The following is a 25,472-nucleotide window of genomic DNA, read 5'->3' as shown; positions in this document are numbered from 1 at the left end:
GGCAGGGGCGCCGCCCGTCCCGGTGGCAGCCGGGGCGGGGTCGCCCTGCCCGGCGGGCCCCGGGGGTGACGCGCGTCCCGGTGCGCCGCCGGTGGGACCGTCGGCGGAACGCACTAGCCTCGCAGGCGGTGTTCAGCGGGGTGGAGGTCACGTGACGTCGTCCAACGGTCCCTCGGCGGCTGCCCCGGCTCCGGTGTCGGGTGCGGCGCTGCCCGACCGGCCGGTCGTCACCGACCGCAACGAGCTGCCCGACCGTGTGTGGACGGTCCCCAACGCGCTGTCGGTGCTGCGCCTGCTCGGCGTGCCGCTGTTCCTCTGGCTGCTGCTCGGGCCGCACGCCGACGGCTGGGCGGTGCTCGTGCTGGCCCTCGCCGGCGTCAGCGACTGGGCCGACGGGAAGATCGCCCGCGCGCTGGGCCAGTCCAGCCGGCTGGGCGCGCTGCTCGACCCGGCCGCCGACCGGCTCTACATCGTGGCCACGCTCATCGCGTTCGTGCTGCGCGACGTCGTCCCGTTCTGGGTGGTCGCCGTCCTCGTGGGCCGCGAGGTGGTGCTGGGCCTGATGCTGCTGGTCCTGCGGTGGTACGGCTACCCGCCGCTGCAGGTGCACTACCTGGGCAAGGCGGCGACGTTCAACCTGCTCTACGCCTTCCCCCTGCTGCTGCTGGCCGACGGGGACGGGCCGGTGGTCGCCGTCGCCCAGCCGATCGCCTACGCCTTCACCATCTGGGGCGGCGCGCTGTACGTCCTGGCCGGCGTCCTCTACGTCGTGCAGGTGGTCGGCATCGTGCGCGCCGAACGCGCCGCCGCGGGAGCCGCGCCGTGACGTCCACCCTGCAGCGCGGCGGCGGGCCGCGCTCACTGGGCGCCTCCCTCCTCGACCAGGTGCTGGCCGAGACCCTCGACCCCGCGTACCGCCAGGCCGCCGAGGCCCGGGCGGCCCGCGCGGCCGGGGGCGCCCCGCCGCGGCCCCGCCGGTGGGGCCAGGTGGCGGTGGCGGTCGTGCTCGCCGTCGCCGGCGTGCTGGCCGCGGTGACCTACGACCAGGCGGCGGCCGGCGCGCAGGGCCGCGAGGGAGTGCGCGCGGCGCTGGTGGCCGACATCGCCCAGGAGTCGGACACCAACGACGAGCTCACCGCCGAGCTCGAGCAGCTGCGCGCGGACGTCAACGCCGCCCGCGACGACGCGCTGGCGGCGACCGGCGAGGGCCAGCGGGCGCTCGAGGACGTGGAGGACGCCGAGATGGCCGCCGCGCTCCAGCCGGTCACCGGCCCGGGCCTGCTGGTCACCCTCGCCGACGCCGAGCCCGACGCCGACGCCGACCCGGTGGGCGGAGCGGGGGAGGAGGACCCCCGCGGGCAGGTCCTCGACGGCGACCTGCAGGTGGTGGTCAACGCCCTCTGGGCGGCCGGCGCCGAGGCCGTCAGCATCAACGGCCGGCGGCTCGGGCCGACCACCGCGATCCGGTTCGCCGGCGAGGCCGTGCTGGTCGACTTCCGGCCGGTCACCAACCCCTACCTGGTCAGCGCCATCGGCGACCCGGAGACCCTGCGGTCCCGGTTCCTGGCCAGCCCGGAGGTCATCGCCCTGGCCGGCTACTCCGAGTCCTTCGGCCTGCGTTTCGACTTCGCCCAGGAGGACGAGCTGTCCCTGCCCACCGGGAGCTCACCAGAGCTCCGCTCCGCCACCCCGGTGACCGAGGAGCCCGACGCGCCGGCTCCCGACCCCACCCCGGGAGGCTGACCGTGATCCCCGTCATCGGCCTCGCGCTCGGCGTGGTCCTCGGCCTCTTCTTCGACCCGACCGTCCCGCTGTGGCTGCAGCCCTACCTGCCGATCGCCGTCGTGGCCGCGCTCGACGCCGTGTTCGGCGGCGTCCGGGCCCGCTTCGACGGCATCTTCGACGCGAAGGTGTTCGTCATCTCCTTCGTCTCCAACGTGGTCGTGGCCGCGCTGATCGTGTTCCTCGGCGACCAGCTGGGGGTGGGCGCGCAGCTGTCGACCGCGGTGGTCGTCGTGCTCGGCATCCGCATCTTCGGCAACGCCGCGGCCATCCGACGGCACGTGTTCCGGGCATGAGCGGCGACGACCGGGCCGCCCCGGGACCCGACGCACCGGTCCCGGACGACGCCCCGCGGCCCGCTCCGGAGGAGAGTGCGCCGGCCGGCGCGCCCGCCGGGCCCTCCGCCGAGGCGGCCGCGGATCCGCCGCGGGGGGAGCCCGAGCTCCCGGCGGCCGAGGAGGAGTCCCGCCCGGCCGAGGAGGAGCGGCCGGCCGCCGAGGAGCCCGAGCCGCCGGCGGCCGAGGGGGAGCAGTCGGCCGCCGCGGCGGGGTCACCGGCCGCCGCGGCCGAGCCGCCGGCTCCGCCTGCCGCCGCAGCCCGCCGGCGCCGGCGGGACCCGCTGGCGGCGCTGCTCATCGGCGTCCTCACGCTGTTGCTGGGGTTCGCCTTCGCCGTCCAGGTGCGCAACTCCGGCACCGACGAGGACCTCGCCGGGGCGCGCGAGGAGGACCTGGTGCGCATCCTCGACGAGCTCAACGCCAGCGAGGATCGGCTGCGCGCCCAGATCGCCGACCAGCGCACCGACCTGCGGCGGCTGAACAACTCCGACAACCAGTCCGAGGCCGCCCTCGAGGAGGCGCGGCAACGGGCCGAGGCCCTCGGCATCCTCAACGGCACCGTCGCCGCGCAGGGCCCGGGGCTGGTCATGACCGTCCGCGACCCGGAGGGACGGGTGCGGGTGGCCGACCTGCTCGACGCCGTCCAGGAGCTGCGCGGCGCCGGTGCCGAGACCATGCAGATCGACGGCGTCCGGGTCGGGGTGTCCACCGCGGTCACCGGCGAGCCCGGGGCGCTGCAGGTGGACGGCGAGCCGGTCAGCAGCCCCTACGAGGTCCACGTCATCGGCTCCCCGCAGGACCTCGAGACCGCGATGAACATCCCCGGCGGGGTGGTGGACCGGGTGGGCCGCCAGGGCGGGACGGTGGAGATCACGCAGTCCGACCGGGTGGTCGTCGACGCGTTGCGGCCCCTGGACACGCCTCAATACGCTTCGCCGGACGACGGCGACGACTGACGCCCCCGCCGCACGCGCCGACCCACGAACTGGAGACCACGCCGCATGAGCACGCCCGACGACCGCCGCTACACCGAGCAGCACGAGTGGGCCCTGGTCCAGCGGGGCGAGGGCGCGGCGACCGTCGTCCGGGTGGGCATCACCGACCACGCCCAGGACGCGCTCGGCGACATCGTCTTCGTGCAACTGCCGGAGGTCGGGGCGGACGTCGCGCCGGGCAACCCGATCGGCGAGGTGGAGTCCACCAAGTCGGTGTCGGACGTCTACTCGCCGGTCGCCGGGGTCGTCGCCGCGGTGAACGAGGTGCTCACCGACGCGCCGGAGACGATCAACGCCGACCCCTACGGCGCCGGCTGGCTGGTGGAGATCACCGTGGCCGAGGGGGACGGCGACCCCACTGCGGACCTGCTGGACGCCGCCGCCTACCAGGCCCTCGTCGACGCCTCCTGACCCGCCGGCCGGCTCCGGCGACACCGTCGGCGAGCCGGTCACCTGACCCGCCGCAGCGCCGACGGCGATCACTATGCTCACCTGGGGCGAGGGGCCGCGCCGCCTGCCGAAGGCGACGCCAGCCTCACCCTGGACCTCCGGTTGACCCTCGGGTCGGCCGCTGGTTCCATGACCAACGGCCCGCCGTGACCCACACGGCGGCCGACCCGCGACGGGCCGTCCGGCCCGTCGTCCGCCGGCCGCCCGCGGCCCATCCCTGAGTCCGCGGCGGTGCCACCCCCTGCACCGGAGGAGACAGACGTGCACTGCACTCGCTGTGGCCACAACAACCCCGAGGGCAGTCGCTTCTGCGCGCAGTGCGGCGCAGCGCTGTCCCAGGAGCGGATCGGCGAGTCCACCAGCGTCATCCCCAAGGTCGGCGGCGAGGACTCGGCGGAGACGCCGGAGGTCACCGAGACCGACGCCCACGCCGGCGCCATCGAGTCGCTGCCGGCCGGGTCGGCGCTGCTGGTCGTCAAGCGCGGCCCGAACGCCGGCAGCCGCTTCCTGCTCGACCAGGACGTGACCACCGCCGGGCGTCACCCCGACAGCGACATCTTCCTCGACGACGTCACCGTCAGCCGCCGCCACGTGGAGTTCCACCGCGAGGGCGGCGGGTTCTCCGTGCACGACGTCGGCAGCCTCAACGGCACCTACGTCAACCGCGAGCCGGTCGACGTCGCGACCCTCGCCGGCGGCGACGAGGTGCAGATCGGCAAGTTCCGGCTGGTGTACCTCACCGGTCCGCGGACGGGCGAGCCCGCTCCTCGCTCGTGACGGCTCCGGCGGACGGGCTCCCGGACCGGGACGCGGTCCCCGCGGCAGCGACGGCAGCGTGACCGCGGTGGCCTCGCGCGCGAGTGCGTTCGGGGACGCCGGCGGCCAGCACACCCCTCGCCTGACCATCGGTGAGGTGCTGACCGTCCTCCGCGACGACTTCCCCGACGTGACGATCAGCAAGATCCGGTACCTGGAGTCCGAGGACCTGGTCCACCCGCAGCGCACGCCGTCGGGGTACCGGAAGTTCTCCTCGGCCGACGTGGCCCGGCTGCGGTACGTCCTGGCCGCCCAGCGCGACCAGTACCTGCCGCTGCGGGTCATCAAGGAACACCTCGACGCCCTCGACCGCGGCGAGCCGCTGCCGGGGGCGACGCCGTCGACGGCCGAGGAGCCGAGCGGGGAGCCGGAGGCCGGCAGCCTGCCGCCGGAGCAGTTCGCCGCGGCGGCCGGGCTCGAGCCGGGGCAGCTGGCCGACTGCGTGCAGTTCGGCCTGCTCGCCCCGGACGCCGACGGCCGCCACCCCTCGGCCGACCTGCCGATCGCCCGCGCGGCGGCGGGGCTGGCCCGGCACGGCATCGAGCCGCGGCACCTGCGCGTGTACCAGAACGGCGCCGAGCGCGAGGCCGGCCTGGTCGAGCAGCTGGTCGCCCCGGTGCTGCGCGCCCGGTCGGAGGAGGCCCGGACCCGGGCCACCGAGAAGCTGCGCGAGCTGGCCAGCCTGTCCGCGCAGCTGCACGGCGCGTTGCTGGAGGCGCGCCTCCGGGACCTCCTGCGTCCCTGACTCGGGCGTACCGTGTTCGAGGTCGGGGTCTGGAGCCCACGGGCCCTCGTGCCGATCCGTCCACCAGCCGCCAGAACTGATCCGCCCGCCCGTCCGGGCCGCAGCTGAGGGAGCCCTCCCGTGCAGGAACTGAGAGTCGTCGGGGTCCGGGTCGAGCTGCCCGGGAACCAGCCGATCCTGCTGCTCAAGGAGACGCAGGGGGAGCGGTACCTGCCCATCTGGATCGGCGCGGTGGAGGCCGCCGCGATCGCGTTCGAGCAGCAGGGCGTCCGGCCGGCCCGGCCGATGACCCACGACCTGCTCAAGGACGTCGTCCGCGCGCTCGGCGCGACCCTGGAGGCGGTCAACATCACCGAGATGCGCGACGGCATCTACATCGCCGAGCTGGTGTTCGGCGACGACCGCGTGGTCAGCGCCCGGCCGTCGGACGCCGTCGCCCTCGCCGTCCGGACGGGCGCGCCCATCTTCGGCGCGGAGGACCTGCTCGACGAGGTGGGGATCGAGATCCCCGACGAGCAGGAGGACGAGGTCGAGAAGTTCCGCGAGTTCCTGGACCAGATCTCCCCGGAGGACTTCGGCGCCGGCTCCGGCTCCGGCGGGACTCCGTGACGTCGTCCGATCACCCTGCGTCTGGGCTCAAGTAGAGGTCCAGACCTGCCGATACCCCTCTGATGGGTGAGTGCAGCGACACGCCGCCCGCCTCAGTTGACCGACCTCTGGCCCCGGCTTACGGTCGGCGAACAACACCGGTGTGACACGTGGGACTCGACACGGCGCGGACGTGCAGTGACAGGCCCGGAACGGCACGCCGGGGTCCCCGCGGTGAGGCGCTGCGGGACGCAGAGGAGGACGCTGACGTGAGCGACCAGAGCAAGGGCTCCCAGGGTCAGCTCTTCAGCGACGCTGCTGTCGGGGCACCGTCCTACGACGAGGTCGACACCGACCTCGTCGGGTACCGCGGCCCGACGGCGTGTGCCGCTGCCGGCATCACCTACCGCCAGCTGGACTACTGGGCCCGTACCGGACTGGTCGCACCCTCGGTGCGCAGCGCCACCGGCTCCGGGACACAGCGGCTGTACTCCTTCCGCGACATCCTGGTGCTGAAGGTCGTCAAGCGACTGCTGGACACAGGGGTGTCCCTGCAGAACATCCGCAAGGCCGTCGACCACCTGCGCAACCGCGGGATCAAGGACCTCGCCAACGTCACGCTCTTCTCCGACGGCGCCACGGTGTACGAGTGCACCTCCGCCGAGGAGGTCGTCGACCTGCTCGCCGGGGGACAGGGCGTCTTCGGCATCGCCGTCTCCGGTGCGCTGCGCGAGCTCTCCGGCGACATCGCCGAACTGCCCGCCGAGCGCCTCGACGGCGGCCCGGCGCACCCCTCCGACGACGAGCTCTCGCTGCGCCGTCGCCGCCGCGTCGCCGGCTGAGGGCGATCACGCCGTCGTCCACCGGACGACGACCACGGCTGTGTGACCCGACTGCGCCGCCCGGTTGATCATGGGCTCGTTGCCGGGCGCCCCGGTGTGTGGTCGCGTGTCACCGGCAACAACCCCATGATCAACGGGGGTTGCTCCCGGCGCTGGTAGCGTCGGGGCAATGGCGGACCGTGCTCCTGGCGCTCCCGATCCCACCTCCCTCCCCGCGCTCCGCGACCTCGATCCCGCGGGTTCCTTCGCCGGCCGGCACATCGGCCCGCGGGCGGACGAGACCGAGGCGATGCTCGCCGCCGTCGGCCACCCGACGCTGGAGTCCCTGGTCGACGCGGCCGTGCCCGAGGGGGTGCGCGACCGGACGCCGCTGGGCCTGCCGCCCGCGGCCGACGAGGCCACGGTGCTGCGGCTGTTGCGGGAACGCGCCGCGGCCAACGACGTCTACACCTCGATGATCGGCCTCGGGTACTCGGGCACGGTCACGCCGGCGGTGATCCAGCGGACGATCCTGGAGAACCCCGCCTGGTACACCGCCTACACCCCGTACCAGCCCGAGATCAGCCAGGGCCGGCTCGAGGCGCTGATCAACTTCCAGACGATGGTCGCCGACCTCACCGGGCTGCCGGTGGCCGGCGCCTCCATGCTCGACGAGGCGACCGCGGCCGCCGAGGCGATGACCCTGGTCCGCCGCGCCGGGCGGGCCAAGCCGGACGCGGTGTTCGTCGTCGACGCCGACACGCTGCCGCAGACCCTCGGGGTGCTGCAGACCCGCGCCGAGCCGCTGGGCATCCGGCTGCACGTCACCGACCTGTCCGCCGGGTGGCCGGCCGACCTGCCCGAGGCCGGCGCGTTCGGCGTCCTGCTGTCCTACCCGGGGGCCAGTGGCGCCGTCCGGGACCACCGGGCGCTGGCCGCCGCCGCCCACGAGGCCGGGGCGGCCGTGGTCGTCGCCGCCGACCTGCTCGCCCTCGCCCTGCTGGAGGCGCCGGGGGAGTGGGGCGCCGACGTGGCGTGCGGCAGCTCCCAGCGGTTCGGCGTCCCGATGGGGTACGGCGGTCCGCACGCCGGGTACCTGTCGGTGCGCGAGGGGCTGGCCCGCCAGCTGCCCGGGCGGCTGGTCGGGGTGTCGGTGGACGCCGACGGCGACGTCGCCTACCGGCTGGCGCTGCAGACCCGCGAGCAGCACATCCGCCGGGAGAAGGCGACCAGCAACATCTGCACCGCCCAGGTGCTGCTGGCCGTCATGGCCGGCGCCTACGCGGTCTACCACGGCGCGGAGGGGCTGACCGCGATCGCCGCCCGGGTGCACCGCAGCGCGCAGGTGCTGGCCGGCTGGCTGCGGGCCGGTGGGGTGGACGTCGTCCACGACCGGTTCTTCGACACCGTGCAGGCCCGGGTGCCCGGCCGCGCGGCCGAGGTGGTCGCCGCCGCCGCGCAGCGCCGGGTCAACCTGCGGCTGGTCGACGGCGACACCGTCGGCGTGGCCTGCGACGAGACGACGACGCCGGACACGCTGCGCGCGGTCGCCGCCGCCTTCGGCGTGCCCGCGGACGACGCCGCCCTGGCCGACGCCGGCGCGGACGCGCTGCCGCCGGAGCTGCGCCGCCGCACCGAGTTCCTCACCCACCCGGTGTTCTCCGCGCACCGCTCGGAGACCGAGCTGATGCGCTACCTGCGCTCGCTCGCGGACAAGGACCTGGCGCTGGACCGGACGATGATCCCGCTCGGCTCCTGCACGATGAAGCTCAACTCCGCGGTCGAGATGGCCGCCATCACCTGGCCGGAGTTCGCCCAGCTCCACCCGTTCGCCCCGGTCGAGCAGGCCCGCGGCTACCGGCAGCTGATCGACGAGCTGTGCGCCGGGCTGGCCGAGGTCACCGGCTACGCCGCGGTCAGCGTGCAGCCCAACGCCGGCTCCCAGGGCGAGTTCGCCGGCCTGCTCGCGATCCGCGGGTACCACCACTCCCGCGGGGAGGCGCACCGCGACGTCTGCCTGATCCCCTCGTCGGCGCACGGCACCAACGCCGCGAGCGCGGTCATGGCCGGCATGCGCGTCGTGGTCGTGGCCTGCGACGAGGCGGGCAACGTCGACGTCGCCGACCTGCGGGCCAAGATCGAGCAGCACGCCGACCGGCTGGCCGCGATCATGATCACCTACCCGTCCACGCACGGCGTCTTCGAGACCGAGGTGCAGGAGATCTGCGCCGCGGTGCACGACGCCGGCGGGCAGGTCTACGTCGACGGGGCCAACCTCAACGCGATGGTGGGGCTGGCGCGGCCGGGCCGGTTCGGCTCCGACGTCAGCCACCTCAACCTGCACAAGACCTTCTGCATCCCGCACGGCGGGGGAGGGCCCGGCGTGGGGCCGATCGGCGTCCGGGAGCACCTGGTGCCGTTCCTGCCCAACCACCCGCTGGCCCCCGAGGCGGGTCCGGCGACCGGCCCCGGGCCGGTGTCGGCCGCGCCGTGGGGTTCGGCCGGCATCCTGCCGATCTCCTGGGCCTACCTGCGGCTCATGGGCCCCGACGGCCTGACCCGCGCCACCGAGCACGCCATCCTCGGGGCCAACTACCTGGCCGCCCGGCTGCGGGAGCACTACCCGGTGCTCTACACCGGCGCCGGTGGGCTGGTCGCCCACGAGTGCATCCTCGACATCCGGCCGCTGACCAAGGCCACCGGGATCACCAACGACGACATCGCCAAGCGGCTGGTGGACTTCGGCTTCCACGCGCCGACGATGAGCTTCCCGGTGGCCGGGACGCTCATGGTCGAGCCGACCGAGAGCGAGGACAAGGCCGAGCTCGACCGGTTCGTCGACGCGATGGTCGCCATCCGCGGCGAGATCGAGAAGGTGGCCTCCGGCGAGTACGACCGCGCCGACAACCCGCTGCGCAACGCGCCGCACACGCTGAGGATGCTGGCGGGGGAGTGGGACCGGCCCTACCCACGGGAGGCGGCGGTGTTCCCCGTGCCCGCGCTGCAGACCCGCGGCTACCTCAGCCCGGTGCGCCGCATCGACCAGGCCTACGGCGACCGCAACCTGGTCTGCTCGTGCCCGCCGCCGGAGGCGTTCGCCGAGCCCGAGCCGGCCGCCGAGCCGGTCGCGCGGGTGCCCGACCGCAGCGAGGGGTCACCGGACGACCTGGGGACGGCGGCCGACGCGGTGCCGGCGGGGGCGCAGAGCTGACCTGAGCGCCGCGCCACCCGGGACCGACGCGGCGCCCCGATCGGGCGATCCCGTGGGCGGCACCCAGCGGCCGGGTGCCCGGATGCACGAGGATCGCGCAGCGTGACGCGGCATCAGGAGGACGACCTCGAGGACCACGTGCCCCCGCCCGGCTTCGGCCGGGTCGGCACGCGGGCGCTCGAGGTCGCGGAGAACGTGGTCTACGCGGGCATCGCGGTCCTGCTCATCGCGGGGTCCCTGGTCCTGCTGGTGCTGGCCGGCCGGCAGTCGCTCGCGCTGTTCTCGGACTTCACGCAGGCCCCGCTGCTCGAGATGCTCGACGTGCTGCTGCTGGTCTTCATCTTCGTGGAGCTGCTCTTCGCGGTGCGGGCGACGGTGGAACGGCGGGAGCTGGTGGCCGAGCCGTTCCTGATCATCGGCATCATCGCCTCGATCAAGGAGATCGTCGTCCTCTCGGTCGAGGCGGCCGGCGTCGTCGGGCAGGGGGACGCGTTCACCCACCGGCTGGTCGAGATCGGCGTCCTCGGCGTCCTGGTGCTCCTGCTGGGCCTGACCTCCTGGCTGCTGCGGCGCAAGGAGCGCGAGCCCGAGGAGGGCTGAGCGCGGCGGGCCGAGCGCGGCGGCGGGCCGAGCGCGGCGGGCCCAGCACGGTGGCACCGAGCGGTGGCGGTCCGTCCCTCCAGTCCCACCGTTATCCCCAACACCACGCGCCTCGGGATGGGAGGCGGGAAGAGCGCGGCGAGGACGCGACGAGGACCCGGCTCAGATCTTGCGCAGCAGCACCCGCCGCACCTCGTGGTCGGCCGCCTTCTGCAGCACCAGGCGGGCGCGGGACCGGGTGGGGGCGATGTTGCTGCGCAGGTTGGGGCCGTTCACCGCGGTCCAGATGCCCAGCGCCATGTCCCGGGCCTGGTCGTCGGTGAGGTCGGCGAACCGGTGGAAGTAGGCGGAGCTGTCGGCGAACGCCGTCCGGCGCAGGGCGAGGAACCGCTCCACGTACCAGCGCTGGATGTCGGCCTCGGGGGCGTCGACGTAGACGGAGAAGTCGAAGAAGTCGGAGAGGAAGACCTCGGGGGAGTTGCCGTCGGCCCGCCGTCCGGCCTGGAGCACGTTGAGCCCTTCCAGGACGAGGATGTCGGGCCGGTCCACGACCTGGCGGGCACCGGGGACGACGTCGTAGGACTGGTGGTCGTAGAGCGGGGCGCTGACCTCGCCGCGGCCGGACTTCACGTCGGCGAGGAAGCGCAGCAGGGCCCGCCGGTCGTAGCTCTCCGGGAAGCCCTTGCGGCCGAGGATCCCGCGCTCCTCCAGCACGGCGTTCGGCCAGAGGAAGCCGTCGGTGGTGACCAGGTCCACCCGAGGGGCCCCGGGGCCGGCGGCCAGCAGCGCCTGCAGCAGCCGGGAGGTCGTGCTCTTGCCCACGGCGACGCTGCCGGCCACCGCGATGACGTAGGGGACCTTGGCCGTCGAGTCGCCGAGGAACTCGCTGCGCGCCGCCCACAGCCGCCGGCTGGCCTCCACGTGCAGCCGCAGCAGGCCGGCCAGGGGCAGGTAGACCGTGGCCACCTCGTCGAGGTCGATGCGGTCGCCCAGCGAGGCCAGCGAGCGCAGCTGCTGCTCGTCGAGGGGCAGCCGGGTGCCCGCCGCGAGGGCTCGCCACGAGGCGCGGTCGAAGACCGCGTAGGGCGAGACCTGGTGTCGTGTCCCTGCCGTCACGGTGTCCATCGTGCCGTCCGGCCCGATCTCCTCACCCGCCCGGGTGGCCTGCGGGGACGAGCGGGCCGGCGTCGGGGGCCCGTCCGCCGACCGGCGTCTAGGGTTCCGGTGTGCCGCCGTCTCCCGGGCTGCTCGACTGCATCGAGCGGTACTTCGCCGCCGCGCCGCTCCCCGATGCGCGGATCCAGGCCGCCGGCGCCCTCGACGTGCCGGTGGGCACCGCGGAGTGGCCGTACCCGGCGCGGCCGCGGGCGGGGGAGACGGTCACCGCCGACGACGTCCGCGCCGCGGTCGCCGTCCAGCAGCAGGCCGGGCTGCCGGTGGCGCTGGAGTGGGTCTGCGAGCGCGCGCCGTCGGCCGCGGCGGCGGCGCGGGAGGCGGGCCTGGTCGTCGAGGAGTCCCCGCTGCTGGTCGCTGCCGACCCGGTGGAGCTGCTGCTGCCGCACGGGGTGCGGCTCTACCTGGTGGGCGCCGACGACCCGGCGCTGCCCCGTTACCAGCGGCTGGCGTCGATCGCCTTCGCCCACCCCGGCCCGCGCGCCGACGTGGGGGAGGAGCCGGTCGCCGAGACGCCGCAGGAGCCGCGGACGTCGCTGCTGCGGGAGCGGATCGCCAGCGGGCGCACGGTGATGATGGTGGCCGTCGAGGGCTCCGACCCCGTCGCGGTCGGCGCCCACCACCCCCTCGACGTCGGCGGTGGCACGGAGGTCAGCGAGATCACCGGTGTGGCGACGCTGCCCCGGTTCCGCGGCCGCGGCCTGGGTGCGGGAGTGGCCTCGGCGCTGGCCGCGCACGCCCGCGAGACCGCCGACCTGGTGTTCCTGGTCGCCGGGGACGACGACGTCGCGCGGGTGTACGAGCGGGTGGGGTTCGCCCGGCTGGCCACCGTCGGGGTGGCCGGCCCGCCCGCCGCCGACGACTGACCCGCGACGGTCACCACGGTCCACGCGGCTCAGGACGCGGGCGGCACCGCCGCGATCGCCTCGGCGGCGGCGGTCAGCGCGGCCCGGCCGGCGTTCCAGCCGACCGACCGCGGCACCTCGCTGAGCAGCACGACGACCCGGCCGTCCTGGACGGCCACCGAGTGCAGGTGCCGCTGGCCGCCCACGCAGCACATCCAGCCCTGCTTCACCGCCGGCGTCCCGGGCAGCGTGCCGAAGGCGCCGAACTGCTGGTCGAAACCGTCCGCGGCCACCGGTGTCGCCTCCTGCATCCACCCGGTGAGCGTCGCGGCGTCGTCCGGGTGGGGGAGGACGGGCAGGAGGGCGAGGAAGCGGGCGAGGTCGCGAGCGGTGGTGGTCGCCTCGCCCCACTCGCCGGCCACCCGCGGCGGCGCGGTGCGGGTCAGGCCGTAGCGGGCGGCGACCTCCCGCACCAGGCCGATGCCGCCGAAACGCACCCACACCGCCGAGGCGGCCGCGTCGTCGGAGCGGGCGATCATCCGCCGCAGCGTGGCGAGGTCGCCGGGGCCGAGGGTCACCTGGCCCGCGCGGGCGCGCCGGAGGACCCCCTCGGCGAGGAAGAGCTTCACCAGCGACGCGGTCGGGAAGACCCGGTCGGCCTGCCCGTTGTCGGCGCTGGCGGCGACCAGCCGGGCGGTCCGCGCCTCGACCGCCCGCGCGGTCAGGCCGGTGAACCGGCTCTGCTGCGGCGCGACGACGACGGCGAGCGTGCCGGTCGACCCGAACGCGTCCGCGGCCGCCGTGACCGCCTCCGCGGTGGGGTTGCCGGCGGCGGAGGCCGGCCGGGCCGGCTGCGCGGCCAGGAGCAGGGCGGTGACCAGGAGGACCACGGCCGCGGCCGTGGTGCGGGCGCGCCGGAGGCCGGATCTGTGCGACGCGGCCGCCAGCATGGGGTCATGGTGCGCCGCCCACCTGGGAGAACCTGCAGTTCTCAAGCACCGAGTGCGTGTTCTTCACTCGATGTGGTCACTCCTGTTCGTAGGTGGCAACGAGGGTCGCCCGTCCGAGTGTGTGGCCGAACAGGTTGAAGCCGAGGACGGCGGGCGTGGTGTCGGACGTGACGTCCAGTGCCTCGGTGTCCACGGCGTGCACGGTGACGAAGTAGCGGTGCGGACCGTGACCGGCCGGGGGAGCGGCGCCGACGTACCCGGGGAAGCCGGCGTCGTTGCGCAGTTGCACCGCGCCCTCCGGCAGGCCCGATCCGGCCTGGTCGCCGGCGCCGCTGGGCAGCTCGGTCACCGTGGCCGGGATGTTGGCCACCGCCCAGTGCCAGAAGCCGCTCTGCGTGGGGGCGTCCGGGTCGTAGACGGTGACCGCGAAGCTGCGCGTGCCCTCCGGGAAGCCCGACCAGGACAGCTGGGGGGAGCGGTCCTCGCCCCCGGCGCCCATGACCCCGCTGACGTGCGGCGTGGCCAGTCGCTCACCATCGCGGCAGTCGGTGCTGGTCACCTGGAAGCCCGGGACCTGCGGCAGGAAGTCGAAGGGGTTGGGCGGCGTCGGGCGGGCAGCCATGGTTCTCCTCTTCTCGGTCGCGCGGAACGGGCGTCCCGCGTCCGTCGCCGACCCTAGAAGGACCCCGTCCTCCTCACCGCTCGCAGGCTCGCGCTGGGCCTGGTGACGGGGCCGCCCCCGGGTGAACTGGGGCTTCCCGCCCGACACGCAACCCCGGGCGCCGGTAGCGTCGGGACGTGCTCGGACTACCGGACTCCATCCGCGCCTGCCTGTTCGACCTCGACGGTGTCCTCACCCGGACCGCGACGGTGCACATGGCGGCCTGGAAGCGCACGTTCGACGAGTTCCTGCACCGCCACGACCCGTCGGCACCGGAGTTCACCCAGGACGACTACAACCGCTACGTCGACGGCAAACCCCGCCTCGACGGGGTGCGCGACTTCCTCGCCGGCCGCGGGATCACCCTGCCGGAGGGCACGCCCGACGACCCGCCGGACGCCGAGACGGTCAACGGCGTCGGGCGGCGCAAGAACGACCTGGTGCTGGCCGAGCTCGCCGAGCACGGCGTGGAGGTCTACCCCGGCTCGGTGCGCTACCTGCGGGCGGTCAAGGACGCCGGGCTGCACACCGCCGTCGTGACCGCCTCCCGCAACGGTGGCGACGTCGTGGCCGCCGGCGGGTTCGCCGACCTGGTCGACACCCGGGTCGACGGCGTGGTCGCGGCCGACCAGCAGCTTCGCGGCAAACCGGCGCCGGACACCTTCCTCGCCGCCGCCCGCGAGCTCGGGGTCGACCCGGCCGCCGCCGCGGTGTTCGAGGACGCCCTCGCCGGGGTGGCGGCCGGCCGGGCCGGGCGGTTCGGCCACGTCGTCGGCGTCGACCGGGTCGGCCAGGCCGAGGGGCTCCGGGCCTCGGGGGCCGACGTCGTCGTCACCGACCTGGCCCAGCTGCTGGAGGACCGGTCATGACCCAGGGACGGCCCAGCTTCCCGGTGGAGCCGTGGGCGCTCACCGAGATCGGCCTCGACCACGCCTCGCTGGCCGTGCACGAGTCGGTGTTCGCACTGGCCAACGGGCACATCGGGATGCGCGGCTCGTTCGAGGAGGGCGAGCCCATCGTCGTCCCGGGCACCTACCTCAACGGCTTCTTCGAGGAGCGGCCGCTGCCCTACGCCGAGGCCGGCTACGGCTTCCCCGAGTCGGGGCAGACGGTGGTCAACGTGACCGACGGCAAGCTGATCCGGCTGCTGGTCGGCGACACCCCGCTCGACCTGGACTACGGCGAGATCGTCGAGCACCGCCGCACGCTCGACCTGCGCCGCGGCCTGCTCCGCCGCACCACCGAGTGGCGCTCGCCCAACGGGCGCACCGTCCGCGTCACCAGCACCCGGCTGGTCTCGCTGCGCCGCCGCTCCATCGCCGCCACCGAGTACCGCGTCGAGTGCACCGACGGCCGCGGCGACCTCTACATCGCCCTGCAGTCGGACCTGCTGGCCAACGAGCCGGTCGACAGCGGCAGCGAGACCGAGGACCCGCGCGCGGCCGCGGCGCTGGCCCACCCCCTGGTCAGCGAGATGGCGGTGGCCCGCGGCCAGCGGGCGGTGCTGGTGCACCGCACCCGCCGCAGCCGGCTGCGCATGGCCGCCGGCATGGACCACGTCGTCGAGGTGCCCGACAGCTCGACCGGGGACATCGAGGCGGGGGAGGACCTCGCCCGGTTCACCCTCGCCGCGCGGCTGCCCCAGGGCTCGGCGGTGACGATGGTCAAGTACCTGGCCTACGGCTGGTCCTCCCGGCGGTCGGCGGCGGCGCTGCGCGACCAGGTCGAGGGCGCGCTGGCGACGGCGAAGCTCGCCGGGTTCGAGCAGCTGGTGCGCGAGCAGCGGGAGGTCCTCGACGCGCACTGGGCGCACGCCGACGTCGAGGTCGAGGGGGACGACGAGCTGCAGCAGGCGGTGCGGGTCGGCCTGTTCCACGTGCTGCAGGCCGGGTTGCGGGCCGAGCGGCAGCCGATCCCGGCCAAGGGGCTGACCGGCCCCGGCTACGACGGCCACACCTTCTGGGACACCGAGACCTACGTCCTCCCGGTGCTGACCTACATCGCCCCGGAGGCGGCCCGCGACGCGCTGCGCTGGCGCCACTCGACGCTGGACCTGGCCCGCGAGCGCGCCCGGGTGCTGGGCCTGCACGGCGCGGCGTTCCCGTGGCGGACCATCCGCGGCGAGGAGACCTCCGGCTACTGGCCGGCCGGGACGGCGGCGTTCCACATCAACGCCGACATCGCCGACGCCGTCGTCCGGTACCACAACGCCACCCTCGACGAGGAGTTCGACCGCGACCACGGCGCGGAGCTGCTCATCGAGACCGCGCGGCTGTGGGCCTCCCTCGGGCACTTCGACGACGAGCACGGCTTCCGGATCGACGGCGTGACCGGCCCCGACGAGTACACCGCCGTGGTCGACAACAACGTCTTCACCAACCTCATGGCGCAGCGCAACCTGCGCGAGGCGGCCGCGGCGGTCAAGCGCCAGCCCGACGTCTCGGGGCGGCTGGACGTGAGCGACGCCGAGGTCGACACCTGGCTGCGCGCGGCCGCGCTGATGGCCGTGCCCTACGACACCCGGCGCGGGGTGCACATGCAGTCCGACGCCTTCACCCACCACGAGGAGTGGGACTTCGAGAACACGCCGCCGCAGTGCTACCCGCTGCTGCTGCACTACCCGTACTTCGACATCTACCGCAAGCAGGTGGTCAAGCAGGCCGACTTGGTCATGGCGCTGCACCTGCGCGGCGACGCGTTCAGCCACGAGGAGAAGGTCGCCGACTTCGCCTACTACGAGGCCCGGACGGTGCGCGACTCCTCGCTGTCGGCGGCGCCGCAGGCGGTGGTCGCCGCCGAGACCGGCCACCTCGACCTCGCCCACGACTACTGGGGCGAGGCCGCGCTCACCGACCTGCAGAACCTGCACGGCAACTCCGGGCACGGGCTGCACATCGCCGCCCTGGCCGGCGGCTGGACCGTCGCGGTCGCCGGGTTCGGCGGGATGCGCGACCACGACGGGCACCTGACCTTCGCCCCCCGGCTGCCCGAGGGGCTCACCCGGTTGCGCTTCCGGCTCAACTACCAGGGCCGCTGCCTCATGGTGACGGTGACGCCGACCGAGGCCGGCTACCGGCTGTCGGAGGGGGAGCCGCTCGACGTCCACCACCACGGCCGGCGGCTGACCGTCGCCGAGGACGAGGTGGTGGCCCCGATCCCGCCCGCACCGCCGGTCGAGCCGGTGCACCAGCCGGCCGGCGCGGCACCCCGGCGGCGCGCCCGCAAGTAGGGGGCGCGGCCGTCGGTCCGCACGGGACCGACGCTCACGGTCGGCCGAGCAACCACCAGCCGCCCAGCAGCAGGGCGCCGACGTCGACCAGCAGGAACACCCCCACCCAGAGCACCGCGGGCAGCCGGGTGAGCCGGGCCAGCTGGTCGGCGTCGGAGTCCGGCGCGCCCCGGCGGCGGCGCGAGCGCTGCAGCTCCAGCACGGTCTTCGGGGCGGCCAGCAGCAGGAACCACGTCCCGGCGGCGGCGAAGGCGGCCTGCCCGTCCGGCGGCAGCCACGCGGTCACCGCCACCAGCACCGCCGCGGTGACCAGCACGGCCCACAGCCCGAACCAGTTGCGGATCTGCACCAGCAGCAGCGCCAGCAGGGCCAGCAGCGCCCACAGCAGCCCCACCGCGTGCCCGCCGGCCAGCAGCGCCGCCGCGCCGAGCCCGAACAGCGCCGGCCCGGTGTAGCCCGCCGCGCAGGTCAGCACCATGCCCAGGCCGGTGGGACGGCCGGCCGAGACGGTCAGCCCGGAGGTGTCCGAGTGCAGCCGGATGCCCGACAGGCGCCGGCCGGCGGCCAGGGCCACCAGTCCGTGCGCACCCTCGTGGGCGATGGTCACGACGGTCCGGGCCGGGCGCCACAGGGCGGGGGAGAGGACGACGACCGCGGCCGCGGCCAGGGCGGCCACCAGCACCGCCGTGGGCAGGTCGGGCACGGGGGTGGTGACCCGGGTCCAGAAGCGTGCGACGGCGTCCACGGCGGCGAGTCAACCGCACCCGCCTGTGAGTGACCGGCCGCGCCACGGCCCTCGGGAAAGCCGTCGACCCGCGGACGCCGCGGCTGTCACCATCCGGCCGTGGACGTCGTCTCCTCGCTGCCGGCCTTCGTGCTGGCGGTCCTGCTCATCTCGGCCTCACCGGGGCCGGCGATGGCGCTGATCTTCCGGCGGGCGGCGCTGCGCGGGCTGGCCGGCGCGGTGCCCACCATCCTCGGCCTCGAGCTGGGGCTGTACCTGTGGGCGCTGTTCGCCGGCGCGGGCTTCGCCGCGCTGGTCGCCGCCTCCGAGATCGGCTACCTGGTGCTGCGGGTGGTCGGCGCCGCGGTGCTGCTGGTGCTCGGCGTCCGGGCCTGGCGGGCCGCGTGGCGCGAGCGGGGGCAGCCCGACGTCCCGGCTCCGGTGCCGCCCCCGGCCGGCCGCCGGCGCTGGTGGACGTCGTTCGGCGAGGGCCTGCTCGTGCAACTGGCCAACCCGAAGGCGGCTGTCTTCATGATCGCCTTCTATCCGCAATTCGTCCCTGCCGACGGCCCGGTGTTCGCCACGACGGCGCTGCTCGGGCTGCTGCAGATCACCCTGGAGACGGGGCTCTACCTGGCGCTGGCCGCCGGCGTCGCACGCGCCGGGTCGTGGTTCCGGCGTCCGCGCATCCGCCGGCGGCTCGAGGCGGTCAGCGGCACGGTGCTCGTGGCCCTCGGCGTCCGGGTGGCGGTGTCCAGCCGCTGAGCCCGGTCAGGGCCGCCACCCGGGGTCGCGGCCGGAGAGCCGCAGCGCCCGCGCGAAGGTCGGCGTCGCGTCGTCCACCGGCAGCTCGTCGGCGAACCCGCCGTACTGGCGGAACAGCGGGCCGTGCTCGACGACCAGGTCCAGGACCAGGCGGGCGGTCTCCTCGCCCACCTCGACCTGCTGGCCGGTCGCCCGGGCGACGTCCCAGCCGTGCACGACGAGCTCCTTCACCAGCATCCCGGCGACGGTCTCCGCCGGGACGGCCGTGCCGCCGAGGTCGACGTCGCCCTGCCACGCGGCGGGCTCGCGCCAGGCGGCGAGCGCGCGGTCGAGCTGGTCGGCGTAGCGCTGCGGCCAGTCGGGGTCGGCGGCGAAGTCGCGGGTGGTCAGCTCTTCCGGGATCGGCACCCGCCGGGCGCGGCACTCCAGGCCGTGGGCGCTGTAGAGCACCCAGTGGTCGACCAGGGCGCGCAGGTCCCAGCCGCCGTCCGGGGTGGGGGAGTCCAGGGGCGCGCCGGCGGCCCCCGCGGCGACCCGGCGGGCCACGCCGGCCGCCTCCGCGAGCCGGTCGTACAGGGCGGGCAGCGTGTCGGTGGCGGTCATGGCCGCGAGGCTAGGAGCGCACCGGGTGGTCCGTCTTGGAGGAACGCGACACCGGTCAGCCCCGGACCTCGCGGGCGTAGCGGGCCGGGGGAGTGCCGACGGCGGCGGTGAAGTCGCGCACCAGGTGCGCCTGGTCGCTGTAGCCGAGCTCGGCGGCGACCGCGGCCCAGTCGACGTCCCCGACCAGGGCCCGCTCGGCGACCTCCCGCAGCCGGGCCGCGCGGATCAGCTGCTTGACCGGCAGGCCGACGACGTCGGCGAACGCCCGCTGCAGCCGGCGGACGCCGAAGCCGGTCCGCTCGGCCAGGTGGTCGACGCGGGTGATGGACCGGTCGGACTCGATGAGCGCGACGGCGGCCTCCAGCTCGGCCTGGTCGGCGACGGGGGAGCGCGGCAGGGCGCCGAGCCACTCCTCGAGCACCGCCCGCGCCGCGGCGAGCCCCGCGGCCCCGGCCACCCGTCCGGCCAGGTCGGCCGGCAGGGGGAGCAGGTCGGCGGCCGGCACCACCCGGTCGCGCAGCTCGCGGACCGGCCGGCCGGCCAGCGCCCGGAAGGACGCCGGCCGGAACCGCACCGCGGTGACGGTGGCCGCCCCGGCCAGCGACCGTCGATAGGTTCCCGACACCGGACCGGTGACCCACACGCCGTCGGGCTCGACGGAGAGGTTCACCGCCGGATAGGACAGCACCAGGGACTCGTGGCTCGTGCCGGGCGGCAGGTCCCACGTCACCCGCCAGAACACCGCGACGAGATCGGCGAGGCCGACGGACGGCGGCAGCCGCTCGAGCCGGTAGACGTCGGGGATCGCCGCCGGGCGGACGATGGCCCTCGTGCTACTGGCGGCCTCCACGCCGAGGACTGTACGAGCAGGTCAGAGTGTGTGCGTCAGGTTGACCACGTTGCCGTCGGGGTCCTTGACGTGCGCGACGCGCTGGCCCCAGGGCATGTCGTTGGCCGGGCCGGGCGCCTCGCCGCCGAGCTCGGTCACCCGGGGCAGGAGCGTGTCGACGTCGTCCACCTCGATGCTGAGCAGCATCCGGCCGGGGGCGCCGGGCACGACCGAGCCGTCGGAGGACAGTCCCAGCTCCGAGTCGCCGACCTGCAGGCCGACGTAGAAGACCGGGCCGTCGTCGGGGTAGCGCATCGTCTCCGTGGCGCCGAGGACGCCGGTGTAGAAGGCGAGGAGCCGGTCGACGTCGGGCGTGACGATGATCGGGCGAATGGTGCTGGGCACGGAGGGCCTCCTGGGCGGCCGGGACTCGTCGGAGGGCAGACGCCCGCACAGCCGCCGACTCATCGGTCGCCCTTCGGACGCGCTTGACTTAGCCAGACTTAGCCAAGGACCATGGGGGCATGGAGCACACGGTCAACGTCCACGAGGCGAAGACCCACCTGTCGCGCCTGCTGGAGGCCGTGGAGCGGGGGGAGGACGTGGTGATCGCCCGGGCCGGGAAGCCGGTCGCGCGGCTGGTCCCCGCCGCCCCGGCCCGGCGGCGGCGGGAGCCGGGGGCGTGGCGGGGGCAGGGGTTCATCGCCGACGACTTCGACGAGACGCCGGAGAGCCTGATCGCCGCCTTCCACGGCGAGTCCGGCGGCGAGTCCGGCTCGTGACGCTGCTGCTCGACACGCACGTGCTGCTGTGGTGGCTGTTCGGCGACGCCCGGTTGACGCCGACCATGCACGCGGCGATCGCCGACCCGGCCACGGCGGTCACGGTGTCGGCGGCGTCGGCGTGGGAGATGGCGATCAAGGCGGCGCTGGGCAAGCTGTCCGTCCCGGACCGGCTCGCCGAGGAACTCGACGACCAGGGCTTCGGCACGCTCCCGATCACCGTCGAGGACGGCCTGGCCGCTGGCGCGCTGCCGCGACACCACGACGACCCCTTCGACCGCGTGCTCATCGCGCAGGCGCTGCGCCGCAGGATGGTGCTCGTCACGGCCGACCGGCGGTTCGCCGACTACGACGTCCTCACGCTGGCGTAGCGGCCGCGCGGGACCTTCGGCAGCGGCCGGGCCGCCCGGGCGTGCGGGACGGTGGCCGGCACGGACGGGCGAACGATCGGAGCGACGATGAGCACGCGGGACCCCCTGACCGCCGTGGTCGCGGATCTGCCGTTCCTCCCACTCGAGCAGCGCAACGCGCTCATCGACAGCCTGTTCTACGACGTGGGCAGCCTGTCGGCCGAGGAGCTGGCCCAGCTGTCGCCGCTGACCGACCGCGAGGGCAGCGTCGTCGTCGTGCCGCCCACCGGCAGGGGAGCGGTGCGGCACTACCGGACCGCGCTGCGCTTCCTCGACGCCGAGGGCGACCGGATCCGGGCCCTCGCCGTGGCCGGGGTCGGCAGCTCCGTCGTCGGCACGGTGGCGCTGGCCCGCAACGTCGCCGACGCGATCGGCTCCGACGTCGCCGGCGTGGTGACCGGCTACGGCCTGACCGACCTGGCCACCGAGGCGCTGGGCGGCTGGTTCCTGTTCGGCGCCGCCGACCGGGCCCGGATGTGGCTCGAGGAGTGGATGGAGACCACGCGGGTCACGCTGACCGGCGCGGTGCCGGCGGCACTGGCCGCCCGCGACCTCGAGCCGCTGCGGCACCTGCAGCCGGTGCCGGGTCTGGACGTCGCCACGGTGGGCGACATCCTCCGGGCCGGCCCGCCGGAGCTGGTGCTGCTCGTGGGGCACAGCAAGGGCAACCTGCTGCTGGACGTCGTCCTGGAGCAGTTCGTCGACGACCTGGACGGCGATGGGCACGCCTGGTTCGACCGGCTGCACGTCGTGACGTTCGGCGCGGTAGTCGGCCTGCCGGCGGAGGTCCACCACGTGCGGCAGTACCTGGGCTCCCTGGACGTGCTCGGCCGGCTGAACTCGCGGCGGGGCACGCCGCGGACCGTCGTCCCGCGCGCCGGGCACCACCTCAACCGCCGGCTGCCGTGCCACCTCGACGCGGTCCGGACCCTGCAGGAGTACCTGGCCGGTGGCGCGGTGACCCGGCTCGGTCCGGACGACCGCGGCTGGACGGCGGCGGAGGAGTCGCAGCCCCGGGCATGGTGGTCGTGAGCCGCGGCAGAGAGGCGGCCGACGCCACGCTAGTTGACATAATGTGCATTATCGGCGTGACAGGTACGTGCGGGACGACGTGCTGCGACGCGGCCGGTGTCGACCGGTCGGCGTCCCGTGCACTGGCGTCCGGATCCGCGTCGTCGTCGCGCACCGACGCGGTCGGCCCGGGACGTGCGGTCCGGCGCGCGCGAGCGCTCGTCCGGCCCGCCGGCCCGCCTGGCGACGCACTCTGCCACGCGGCGCGTCCGTCCGGTCTCTCCGCGCCAGCTCGCACGCCCCGAGATGATCTCCCTCCTGGGCCCCGACTGCCTCGGTCCGGCGTCCCGCCGAGCCGTCCGGTCACCCCCGCTCGGTCCGCCGATCCACCCGTCATTACGTCACTGTGACGCAACGACGGGTGGACGCCCGGGTGCACGGCGACCCGGGTGCGCAGTCGCGTCCGGGTCGACGGCGATCGGGGCGCACCGAGGGCGATCCCGCCGCGACTTCCCCGCACCGCCTCGGCCGGCGCGACCGCACTGTCCGACCGGCAGCGAGGCGACCCGTGTCGACCGGCGGGCGTTCCGGGTGACCCTCCCCCTGCACCCGCTGACCCACCCCCGATTCCGTCACTGTGACGGAATCGGGGGTGGGTCAGCGGGTCCGGTCAGGCGCCGACGTAGTCGGCCAGGTGCCGGCCGGTGAGGGTGGAGCGGGCGGCGACCAGGTCGGCGGGCGGGCCCTCGAAGACGACCGTGCCGCCGTCGTGGCCGGCGCCGGGGCCGAGGTCGATGATCCAGTCGCCGTGCGCCATGACCGCCTGGTGGTGCTCGATGACGATGACCGACCTGCCGGAGTCGACGAGCCGGTCGAGCAGGCCGAGCAGCTGCTCGACGTCGGCCAGGTGCAGGCCGGTGGTCGGCTCGTCCAGGACGTAGACGTCACCCTTCTCGGCCATCTGGGTGGCCAGCTTGAGCCGCTGACGCTCGCCGCCGGACAGCGTGGTGAGCGGCTGGCCGAGGGTGAGGTAGCCCAGGCCGACGTCGACGAGCCGGTCGAGGATCTTGTGCGCGGCGGGCGTGCGCGCCTCACCGGTGCCGAAGAACTCCTCGGCCTCGACCACCGACATGCCCAGGACGCCGGCGATGTCCTGCCCGCCCAGCGTGTACTCCAGCACCGACGCCTGGAACCGCTTGCCCTCGCAGTCCTCGCAGGTGGTCTCGACGGTGGCCATGACGCCGAGGTCGGTGTAGATGACGCCAGCGCCGTTGCAGGTCGGGCAGGCGCCCTCGGAGTTGGAGCTGAACAGCGCCGGCTTGACGCCGTTGGCCTTGGCGAACGCCTTGCGGATCGGCTCGAGCAGGCCGGTGTAGGTGGCCGGGTTGCTGCGTCGCGAGCCGCGGATCGCGGTCTGGTCGACCACCACCACGCCCTCGCGGCCGGCGACCGAGCCGTGGATCAGCGAGCTCTTGCCGGAGCCGGCGACGCCGGTCACCACGCAGAGCACCCCGAGCGGGATGTCGACGTCGACGTCGCGGAGGTTGTGGGTGCGGGCACCCCGGACCTCCAGCACCCCGGACGGCGTCCGCACCGAGGGCTTGAGGGCGGCGCGGTCGTCCAGGTGCCGCCCGGTGCGGGTGCCACTGGACCGCAGTCCCTCGACGGTGCCCTCGAACACCACCTGGCCGCCCTCGGTGCCCGCGCCCGGGCCGAGGTCGACGACGTGGTCGGCGATCGCGATCGTCTCGGGCTTGTGCTCCACGACGAGCACCGTGTTGCCCTTGTCCCGCAGCTGCAGCAGCAGGTCGTTCATCCGCTGGATGTCGTGCGGGTGCAGGCCGATGGTGGGCTCGTCGAAGACGTAGGTGACGTCGGTGAGCGAGGAGCCGAGGTGGCGGATCATCTTGGTCCGCTGCGCCTCTCCCCCGGAGAGGGTGCCGGCCGGCCGGTCGAGGGAGAGGTAGCCCAGCCCGATCTGCGCGAACGAGTCGAGCAGGTGCTGCAGCCCGGTCAGCAGCGGGGCCACCGAGGGCTCGTCGAGGTCCCGGACCCACTCGGCGAGGTCGCTGATCTGCATGGCGCACAGCTCGGCGATGTTCTTGCCGCGGATCCGCGACGACCGGGCCTCCGGGGCCAGGCGGGTGCCCTCGCACTCGGGGCACGTGGTGAAGGTGATCGCCCGCTCCACGAAGGCCCGGACGTGCGGCTGCATCGCCTCGACGTCCTTGGACAGCATCGACTTCTGGATCTTGGGGATCACGCCCTCGTAGGTGAGGTTGACCCCCTCCACCTTGATCTTCGTCGGCTCCCCGTAGAGCAGCGTGTGCAGCTCCTTCTCGCTGTACTGCCCGATCGGCTTGTCCATGGGCAGCCCCGCGCCGCTGAAGATGCGGCCGTACCAGCCGTCCATGCTGTAGCCGGGGACGGTCAGCGCGCCCTCGTCGAGCGACTTGCTCGCGTCGTAGAGCGCCGTGAGGTCGAAGTCGGTCACCGAGCCCATGCCCTCGCAGCGCGGGCACATGCCGCCGAGCCGGGTGAAGGTGGCCTTCTCCGCCTTGGTCTTCGCGCCGCGCTCGACCGTGATCGCCCCGCTGGCCCGCACCGTGGGGATGTTGAAGGAGAACGCGTTGGGCGAGCCGATGTGCGGCTGGCCCAGCCGGCTGAACAGGATGCGCAGCATCGCGTTGGCGTCGGTGGCGGTGCCGACCGTGGACCGCGGGTTGGCGCCCATCCGCTCCTGGTCGACGATGATCGCGGTGGTCAGGCCGTCGAGCAGGTCCACCTCGGGCCGCGACAGCGTCGGCATGAAGCCCTGGACGAAGGCGCTGTAGGTCTCGTTGATCAGCCGCTGCGACTCCGCGGCGATCGTCCCGAACACCAGCGAGCTCTTGCCGGAGCCCGAGACGCCGGTGAACACGGTCAGCCGCCGCTTGGGCAGCTCGACGTCGACGTCCCTGAGGTTGTTCTCCCGCGCGCCGTGCACGCGGATCAGGTCGTGGCTGTCGGCGACGTGCAGCGCGGGCGACTGCGTGTCCGTGCTCATCAGGTCTCCATCTGTCGGGCGGGCGGCCGCGGCGGTCCCGGAGGGGGCGCCGCCGGGGCTCGAGCAGCGCGCCGTCGTCGGCGCGGTCGCGGCATCGC

The 25,472-nt window shown here is 74.8% G+C and carries 26 protein-coding genes; 18 read left to right on the top strand and 8 right to left on the bottom strand.

Translation table 11 applies throughout. The features are described 5' to 3' along the window. Nucleotides 1–151 precede the first annotated feature (151 nt). The 11 genes from ACI79D_RS10690 to ACI79D_RS10640 all read left to right on the top strand — a co-directional run bounded on the left by ACI79D_RS10690 (nt 152) and on the right by ACI79D_RS10640 (nt 10,346). Nucleotides 152–826 (top strand): CDP-alcohol phosphatidyltransferase family protein, encoded by a 675-nt coding sequence (locus ACI79D_RS10690; protein WP_456918372.1) that lies wholly within the window; start codon nt 152–154, stop codon nt 824–826. Next, on the top strand, nt 823–1,743 hold the full coding sequence (locus ACI79D_RS10685) for a DUF881 domain-containing protein (protein ID WP_456918371.1): 921 nt from the start codon (nt 823–825) through the stop codon (nt 1,741–1,743). Before ACI79D_RS10690 ends, ACI79D_RS10685 begins: the two co-directional genes overlap by 4 nt. Nucleotides 1,744–1,745: 2 nt before the next feature. Further along, a complete protein-coding gene (locus ACI79D_RS10680; RefSeq protein ID WP_456918370.1) occupies nt 1,746–2,078 on the top strand; it encodes a small basic family protein in 333 nt (110 codons plus the stop codon). Next, nucleotides 2,075–3,076 carry a DUF881 domain-containing protein gene (locus ACI79D_RS10675; RefSeq protein WP_456918369.1) on the top strand — a complete coding sequence of 334 codons (1,002 nt, stop codon included), beginning with the start codon at nt 2,075–2,077 and terminating at the stop codon, nt 3,074–3,076. Before ACI79D_RS10680 ends, ACI79D_RS10675 begins: the two co-directional genes overlap by 4 nt. A gap of 45 nt (nt 3,077–3,121) precedes the next feature. Continuing rightward, nucleotides 3,122–3,526, top strand: coding sequence for a glycine cleavage system protein GcvH (gcvH, locus tag ACI79D_RS10670; RefSeq protein ID WP_456918368.1), 405 nt, complete (start codon nt 3,122–3,124; stop codon nt 3,524–3,526). 300 nt (nt 3,527–3,826) lie between these two features. Beyond that, nucleotides 3,827–4,342, top strand: coding sequence for an oxoglutarate dehydrogenase inhibitor Odhl (odhI, locus tag ACI79D_RS10665; protein ID WP_456918367.1), 516 nt, complete (start codon nt 3,827–3,829; stop codon nt 4,340–4,342). Between the two features lie 67 nt (nt 4,343–4,409). After that, on the top strand, nt 4,410–5,126 hold the full coding sequence (ftsR, locus tag ACI79D_RS10660) for a transcriptional regulator FtsR (protein WP_456918366.1): 717 nt from the start codon (nt 4,410–4,412) through the stop codon (nt 5,124–5,126). Nucleotides 5,127–5,246: 120 nt separating this feature from the next. After that, the gene (locus ACI79D_RS10655; protein ID WP_456907306.1) at nt 5,247–5,735 is read left to right on the top strand and encodes a bifunctional nuclease family protein; all 489 of its coding nucleotides are present in this window, start codon (nt 5,247–5,249) and stop codon (nt 5,733–5,735) included. 248 nt (nt 5,736–5,983) lie between these two features. Next, entirely contained in the window at nt 5,984–6,556 is a 573-nt protein-coding gene (locus ACI79D_RS10650) for a MerR family transcriptional regulator (protein WP_456918365.1), read from the top strand. 169 nt (nt 6,557–6,725) lie between these two features. Further along, nucleotides 6,726–9,746, top strand: a complete 3,021-nt coding sequence (gene gcvP / locus ACI79D_RS10645) for an aminomethyl-transferring glycine dehydrogenase (RefSeq protein WP_456918364.1) — start codon at nt 6,726–6,728, stop codon at nt 9,744–9,746. A 102-nt stretch (nt 9,747–9,848) separates the two neighbouring features. Beyond that, complete coding sequence (locus ACI79D_RS10640; protein ID WP_456918363.1) at nt 9,849–10,346, top strand: phosphate-starvation-inducible PsiE family protein; 498 nt, start codon at nt 9,849–9,851, stop codon at nt 10,344–10,346. Between the two features lie 162 nt (nt 10,347–10,508). Here the strand turns inward: ACI79D_RS10640 and coaA are convergent, their stop codons facing one another. Then, a complete protein-coding gene (gene coaA, locus ACI79D_RS10635) occupies nt 10,509–11,471 on the bottom strand; it encodes a type I pantothenate kinase (protein WP_456918362.1) in 963 nt (320 codons plus the stop codon). Between the two features lie 101 nt (nt 11,472–11,572). Between coaA and ACI79D_RS10630 the strand changes: the two genes are divergently transcribed. Beyond that, entirely contained in the window at nt 11,573–12,385 is an 813-nt protein-coding gene (locus tag ACI79D_RS10630; RefSeq protein WP_456918361.1) for a GNAT family N-acetyltransferase, read from the top strand. Between the two features lie 29 nt (nt 12,386–12,414). Here the strand turns inward: ACI79D_RS10630 and ACI79D_RS10625 are convergent, their stop codons facing one another. After that, complete coding sequence (locus tag ACI79D_RS10625) at nt 12,415–13,314, bottom strand: serine hydrolase (RefSeq protein WP_456918360.1); 900 nt, start codon at nt 13,312–13,314, stop codon at nt 12,415–12,417. Nucleotides 13,315–13,390: 76 nt separating this feature from the next. Continuing rightward, nucleotides 13,391–13,936 carry a YbhB/YbcL family Raf kinase inhibitor-like protein gene (locus tag ACI79D_RS10620; RefSeq protein ID WP_456918359.1) on the bottom strand — a complete coding sequence of 182 codons (546 nt, stop codon included), beginning with the start codon at nt 13,934–13,936 and terminating at the stop codon, nt 13,391–13,393. Between the two features lie 176 nt (nt 13,937–14,112). Here ACI79D_RS10620 and ACI79D_RS10615 point away from each other — a divergent pair, with 176 nt between their 5' ends. Both ACI79D_RS10615 and ACI79D_RS10610 read left to right on the top strand, forming a co-directional pair. After that, nucleotides 14,113–14,844: an HAD family hydrolase gene (locus ACI79D_RS10615; protein WP_456918358.1), complete on the top strand. Its 732-nt coding sequence runs from the start codon at nt 14,113–14,115 to the stop codon at nt 14,842–14,844. Then, a complete protein-coding gene (locus ACI79D_RS10610) occupies nt 14,841–17,204 on the top strand; it encodes a glycoside hydrolase family 65 protein (RefSeq protein ID WP_456918357.1) in 2,364 nt (787 codons plus the stop codon). The genes ACI79D_RS10615 and ACI79D_RS10610 overlap by 4 nt, the downstream gene beginning before the upstream one ends. Before the next feature lie 34 nt (nt 17,205–17,238). Here ACI79D_RS10610 and ACI79D_RS10605 read toward each other — a convergent pair whose 3' ends face one another. After that, nucleotides 17,239–17,949, bottom strand: a complete 711-nt coding sequence (locus ACI79D_RS10605) for a M50 family metallopeptidase (RefSeq protein ID WP_456918356.1) — start codon at nt 17,947–17,949, stop codon at nt 17,239–17,241. 99 nt (nt 17,950–18,048) lie between these two features. On the opposite strand from ACI79D_RS10605, the gene ACI79D_RS10600 reads away from it, so the two are divergent. Continuing rightward, on the top strand, nt 18,049–18,693 hold the full coding sequence (locus tag ACI79D_RS10600; RefSeq protein ID WP_456918355.1) for a LysE family translocator: 645 nt from the start codon (nt 18,049–18,051) through the stop codon (nt 18,691–18,693). A 6-nt stretch (nt 18,694–18,699) separates the two neighbouring features. On the opposite strand, the gene ACI79D_RS10595 is transcribed toward ACI79D_RS10600, so the two are convergent. The 3 genes from ACI79D_RS10595 to ACI79D_RS10585 are packed head-to-tail and all read right to left on the bottom strand — an operon-like array spanning nt 18,700 to nt 20,530. Continuing rightward, complete coding sequence (locus ACI79D_RS10595) at nt 18,700–19,296, bottom strand: TIGR03086 family metal-binding protein (RefSeq protein WP_456918354.1); 597 nt, start codon at nt 19,294–19,296, stop codon at nt 18,700–18,702. 55 nt (nt 19,297–19,351) lie between these two features. Continuing rightward, on the bottom strand, nt 19,352–20,146 hold the full coding sequence (locus ACI79D_RS10590; protein ID WP_456918353.1) for a helix-turn-helix domain-containing protein: 795 nt from the start codon (nt 20,144–20,146) through the stop codon (nt 19,352–19,354). 21 nt (nt 20,147–20,167) lie between these two features. Continuing rightward, nucleotides 20,168–20,530, bottom strand: a complete 363-nt coding sequence (locus tag ACI79D_RS10585) for a VOC family protein (protein ID WP_456918352.1) — start codon at nt 20,528–20,530, stop codon at nt 20,168–20,170. 119 nt (nt 20,531–20,649) lie between these two features. Between ACI79D_RS10585 and ACI79D_RS10580 the strand changes: the two genes are divergently transcribed. The 3 genes from ACI79D_RS10580 to ACI79D_RS10570 all read left to right on the top strand — a co-directional run bounded on the left by ACI79D_RS10580 (nt 20,650) and on the right by ACI79D_RS10570 (nt 22,349). Further along, nucleotides 20,650–20,907 carry a type II toxin-antitoxin system Phd/YefM family antitoxin gene (locus ACI79D_RS10580; RefSeq protein WP_456918351.1) on the top strand — a complete coding sequence of 86 codons (258 nt, stop codon included), beginning with the start codon at nt 20,650–20,652 and terminating at the stop codon, nt 20,905–20,907. Then, on the top strand, nt 20,904–21,278 hold the full coding sequence (locus ACI79D_RS10575) for a type II toxin-antitoxin system VapC family toxin (protein WP_456918350.1): 375 nt from the start codon (nt 20,904–20,906) through the stop codon (nt 21,276–21,278). The genes ACI79D_RS10580 and ACI79D_RS10575 overlap by 4 nt, the downstream gene beginning before the upstream one ends. A gap of 87 nt (nt 21,279–21,365) precedes the next feature. Further along, nucleotides 21,366–22,349 carry a hypothetical protein gene (locus tag ACI79D_RS10570; RefSeq protein ID WP_456918349.1) on the top strand — a complete coding sequence of 328 codons (984 nt, stop codon included), beginning with the start codon at nt 21,366–21,368 and terminating at the stop codon, nt 22,347–22,349. A gap of 649 nt (nt 22,350–22,998) precedes the next feature. Here the strand turns inward: ACI79D_RS10570 and ACI79D_RS10565 are convergent. Next, nucleotides 22,999–25,374, bottom strand: coding sequence for an ATP-binding cassette domain-containing protein (locus tag ACI79D_RS10565; RefSeq protein WP_456918348.1), 2,376 nt, complete (start codon nt 25,372–25,374; stop codon nt 22,999–23,001). Nucleotides 25,375–25,472 lie beyond the last annotated feature (98 nt).

This window comes from Geodermatophilus sp. SYSU D00708, assembly GCF_054050115.1.
Note: the sequence above shows the minus strand (reverse complement) of the source record. Positions and strands in the feature narration are given on the sequence as shown.

Bases quoted from the DNA above. Each gene is read 5' to 3' on its own strand.
- ACI79D_RS10675 (WP_456918369.1), top strand. From the start codon at position 2,075: ATGAGCGGCGACGACCGGGCCGCCCCGGGACCCGACGCACCGGTCCCG.
- gcvH (WP_456918368.1), top strand. From the start codon at position 3,122: ATGAGCACGCCCGACGACCGCCGCTACACCGAGCAGCACGAGTGGGCC.
- gcvP (WP_456918364.1), top strand. From the start codon at position 6,726: ATGGCGGACCGTGCTCCTGGCGCTCCCGATCCCACCTCCCTCCCCGCG.
- coaA (WP_456918362.1), bottom strand. From the start codon at position 11,471: ATGGACACCGTGACGGCAGGGACACGACACCAGGTCTCGCCCTACGCG.
- ACI79D_RS10625 (WP_456918360.1), bottom strand. From the start codon at position 13,314: ATGCTGGCGGCCGCGTCGCACAGATCCGGCCTCCGGCGCGCCCGCACC.
- ACI79D_RS10620 (WP_456918359.1), bottom strand. From the start codon at position 13,936: ATGGCTGCCCGCCCGACGCCGCCCAACCCCTTCGACTTCCTGCCGCAG.
- ACI79D_RS10610 (WP_456918357.1), top strand. From the start codon at position 14,841: ATGACCCAGGGACGGCCCAGCTTCCCGGTGGAGCCGTGGGCGCTCACC.
- ACI79D_RS10595 (WP_456918354.1), bottom strand. From the start codon at position 19,296: ATGACCGCCACCGACACGCTGCCCGCCCTGTACGACCGGCTCGCGGAG.
- ACI79D_RS10580 (WP_456918351.1), top strand. From the start codon at position 20,650: ATGGAGCACACGGTCAACGTCCACGAGGCGAAGACCCACCTGTCGCGC.
- ACI79D_RS10570 (WP_456918349.1), top strand. From the start codon at position 21,366: ATGAGCACGCGGGACCCCCTGACCGCCGTGGTCGCGGATCTGCCGTTC.
- ACI79D_RS10565 (WP_456918348.1), bottom strand. From the start codon at position 25,374: ATGAGCACGGACACGCAGTCGCCCGCGCTGCACGTCGCCGACAGCCAC.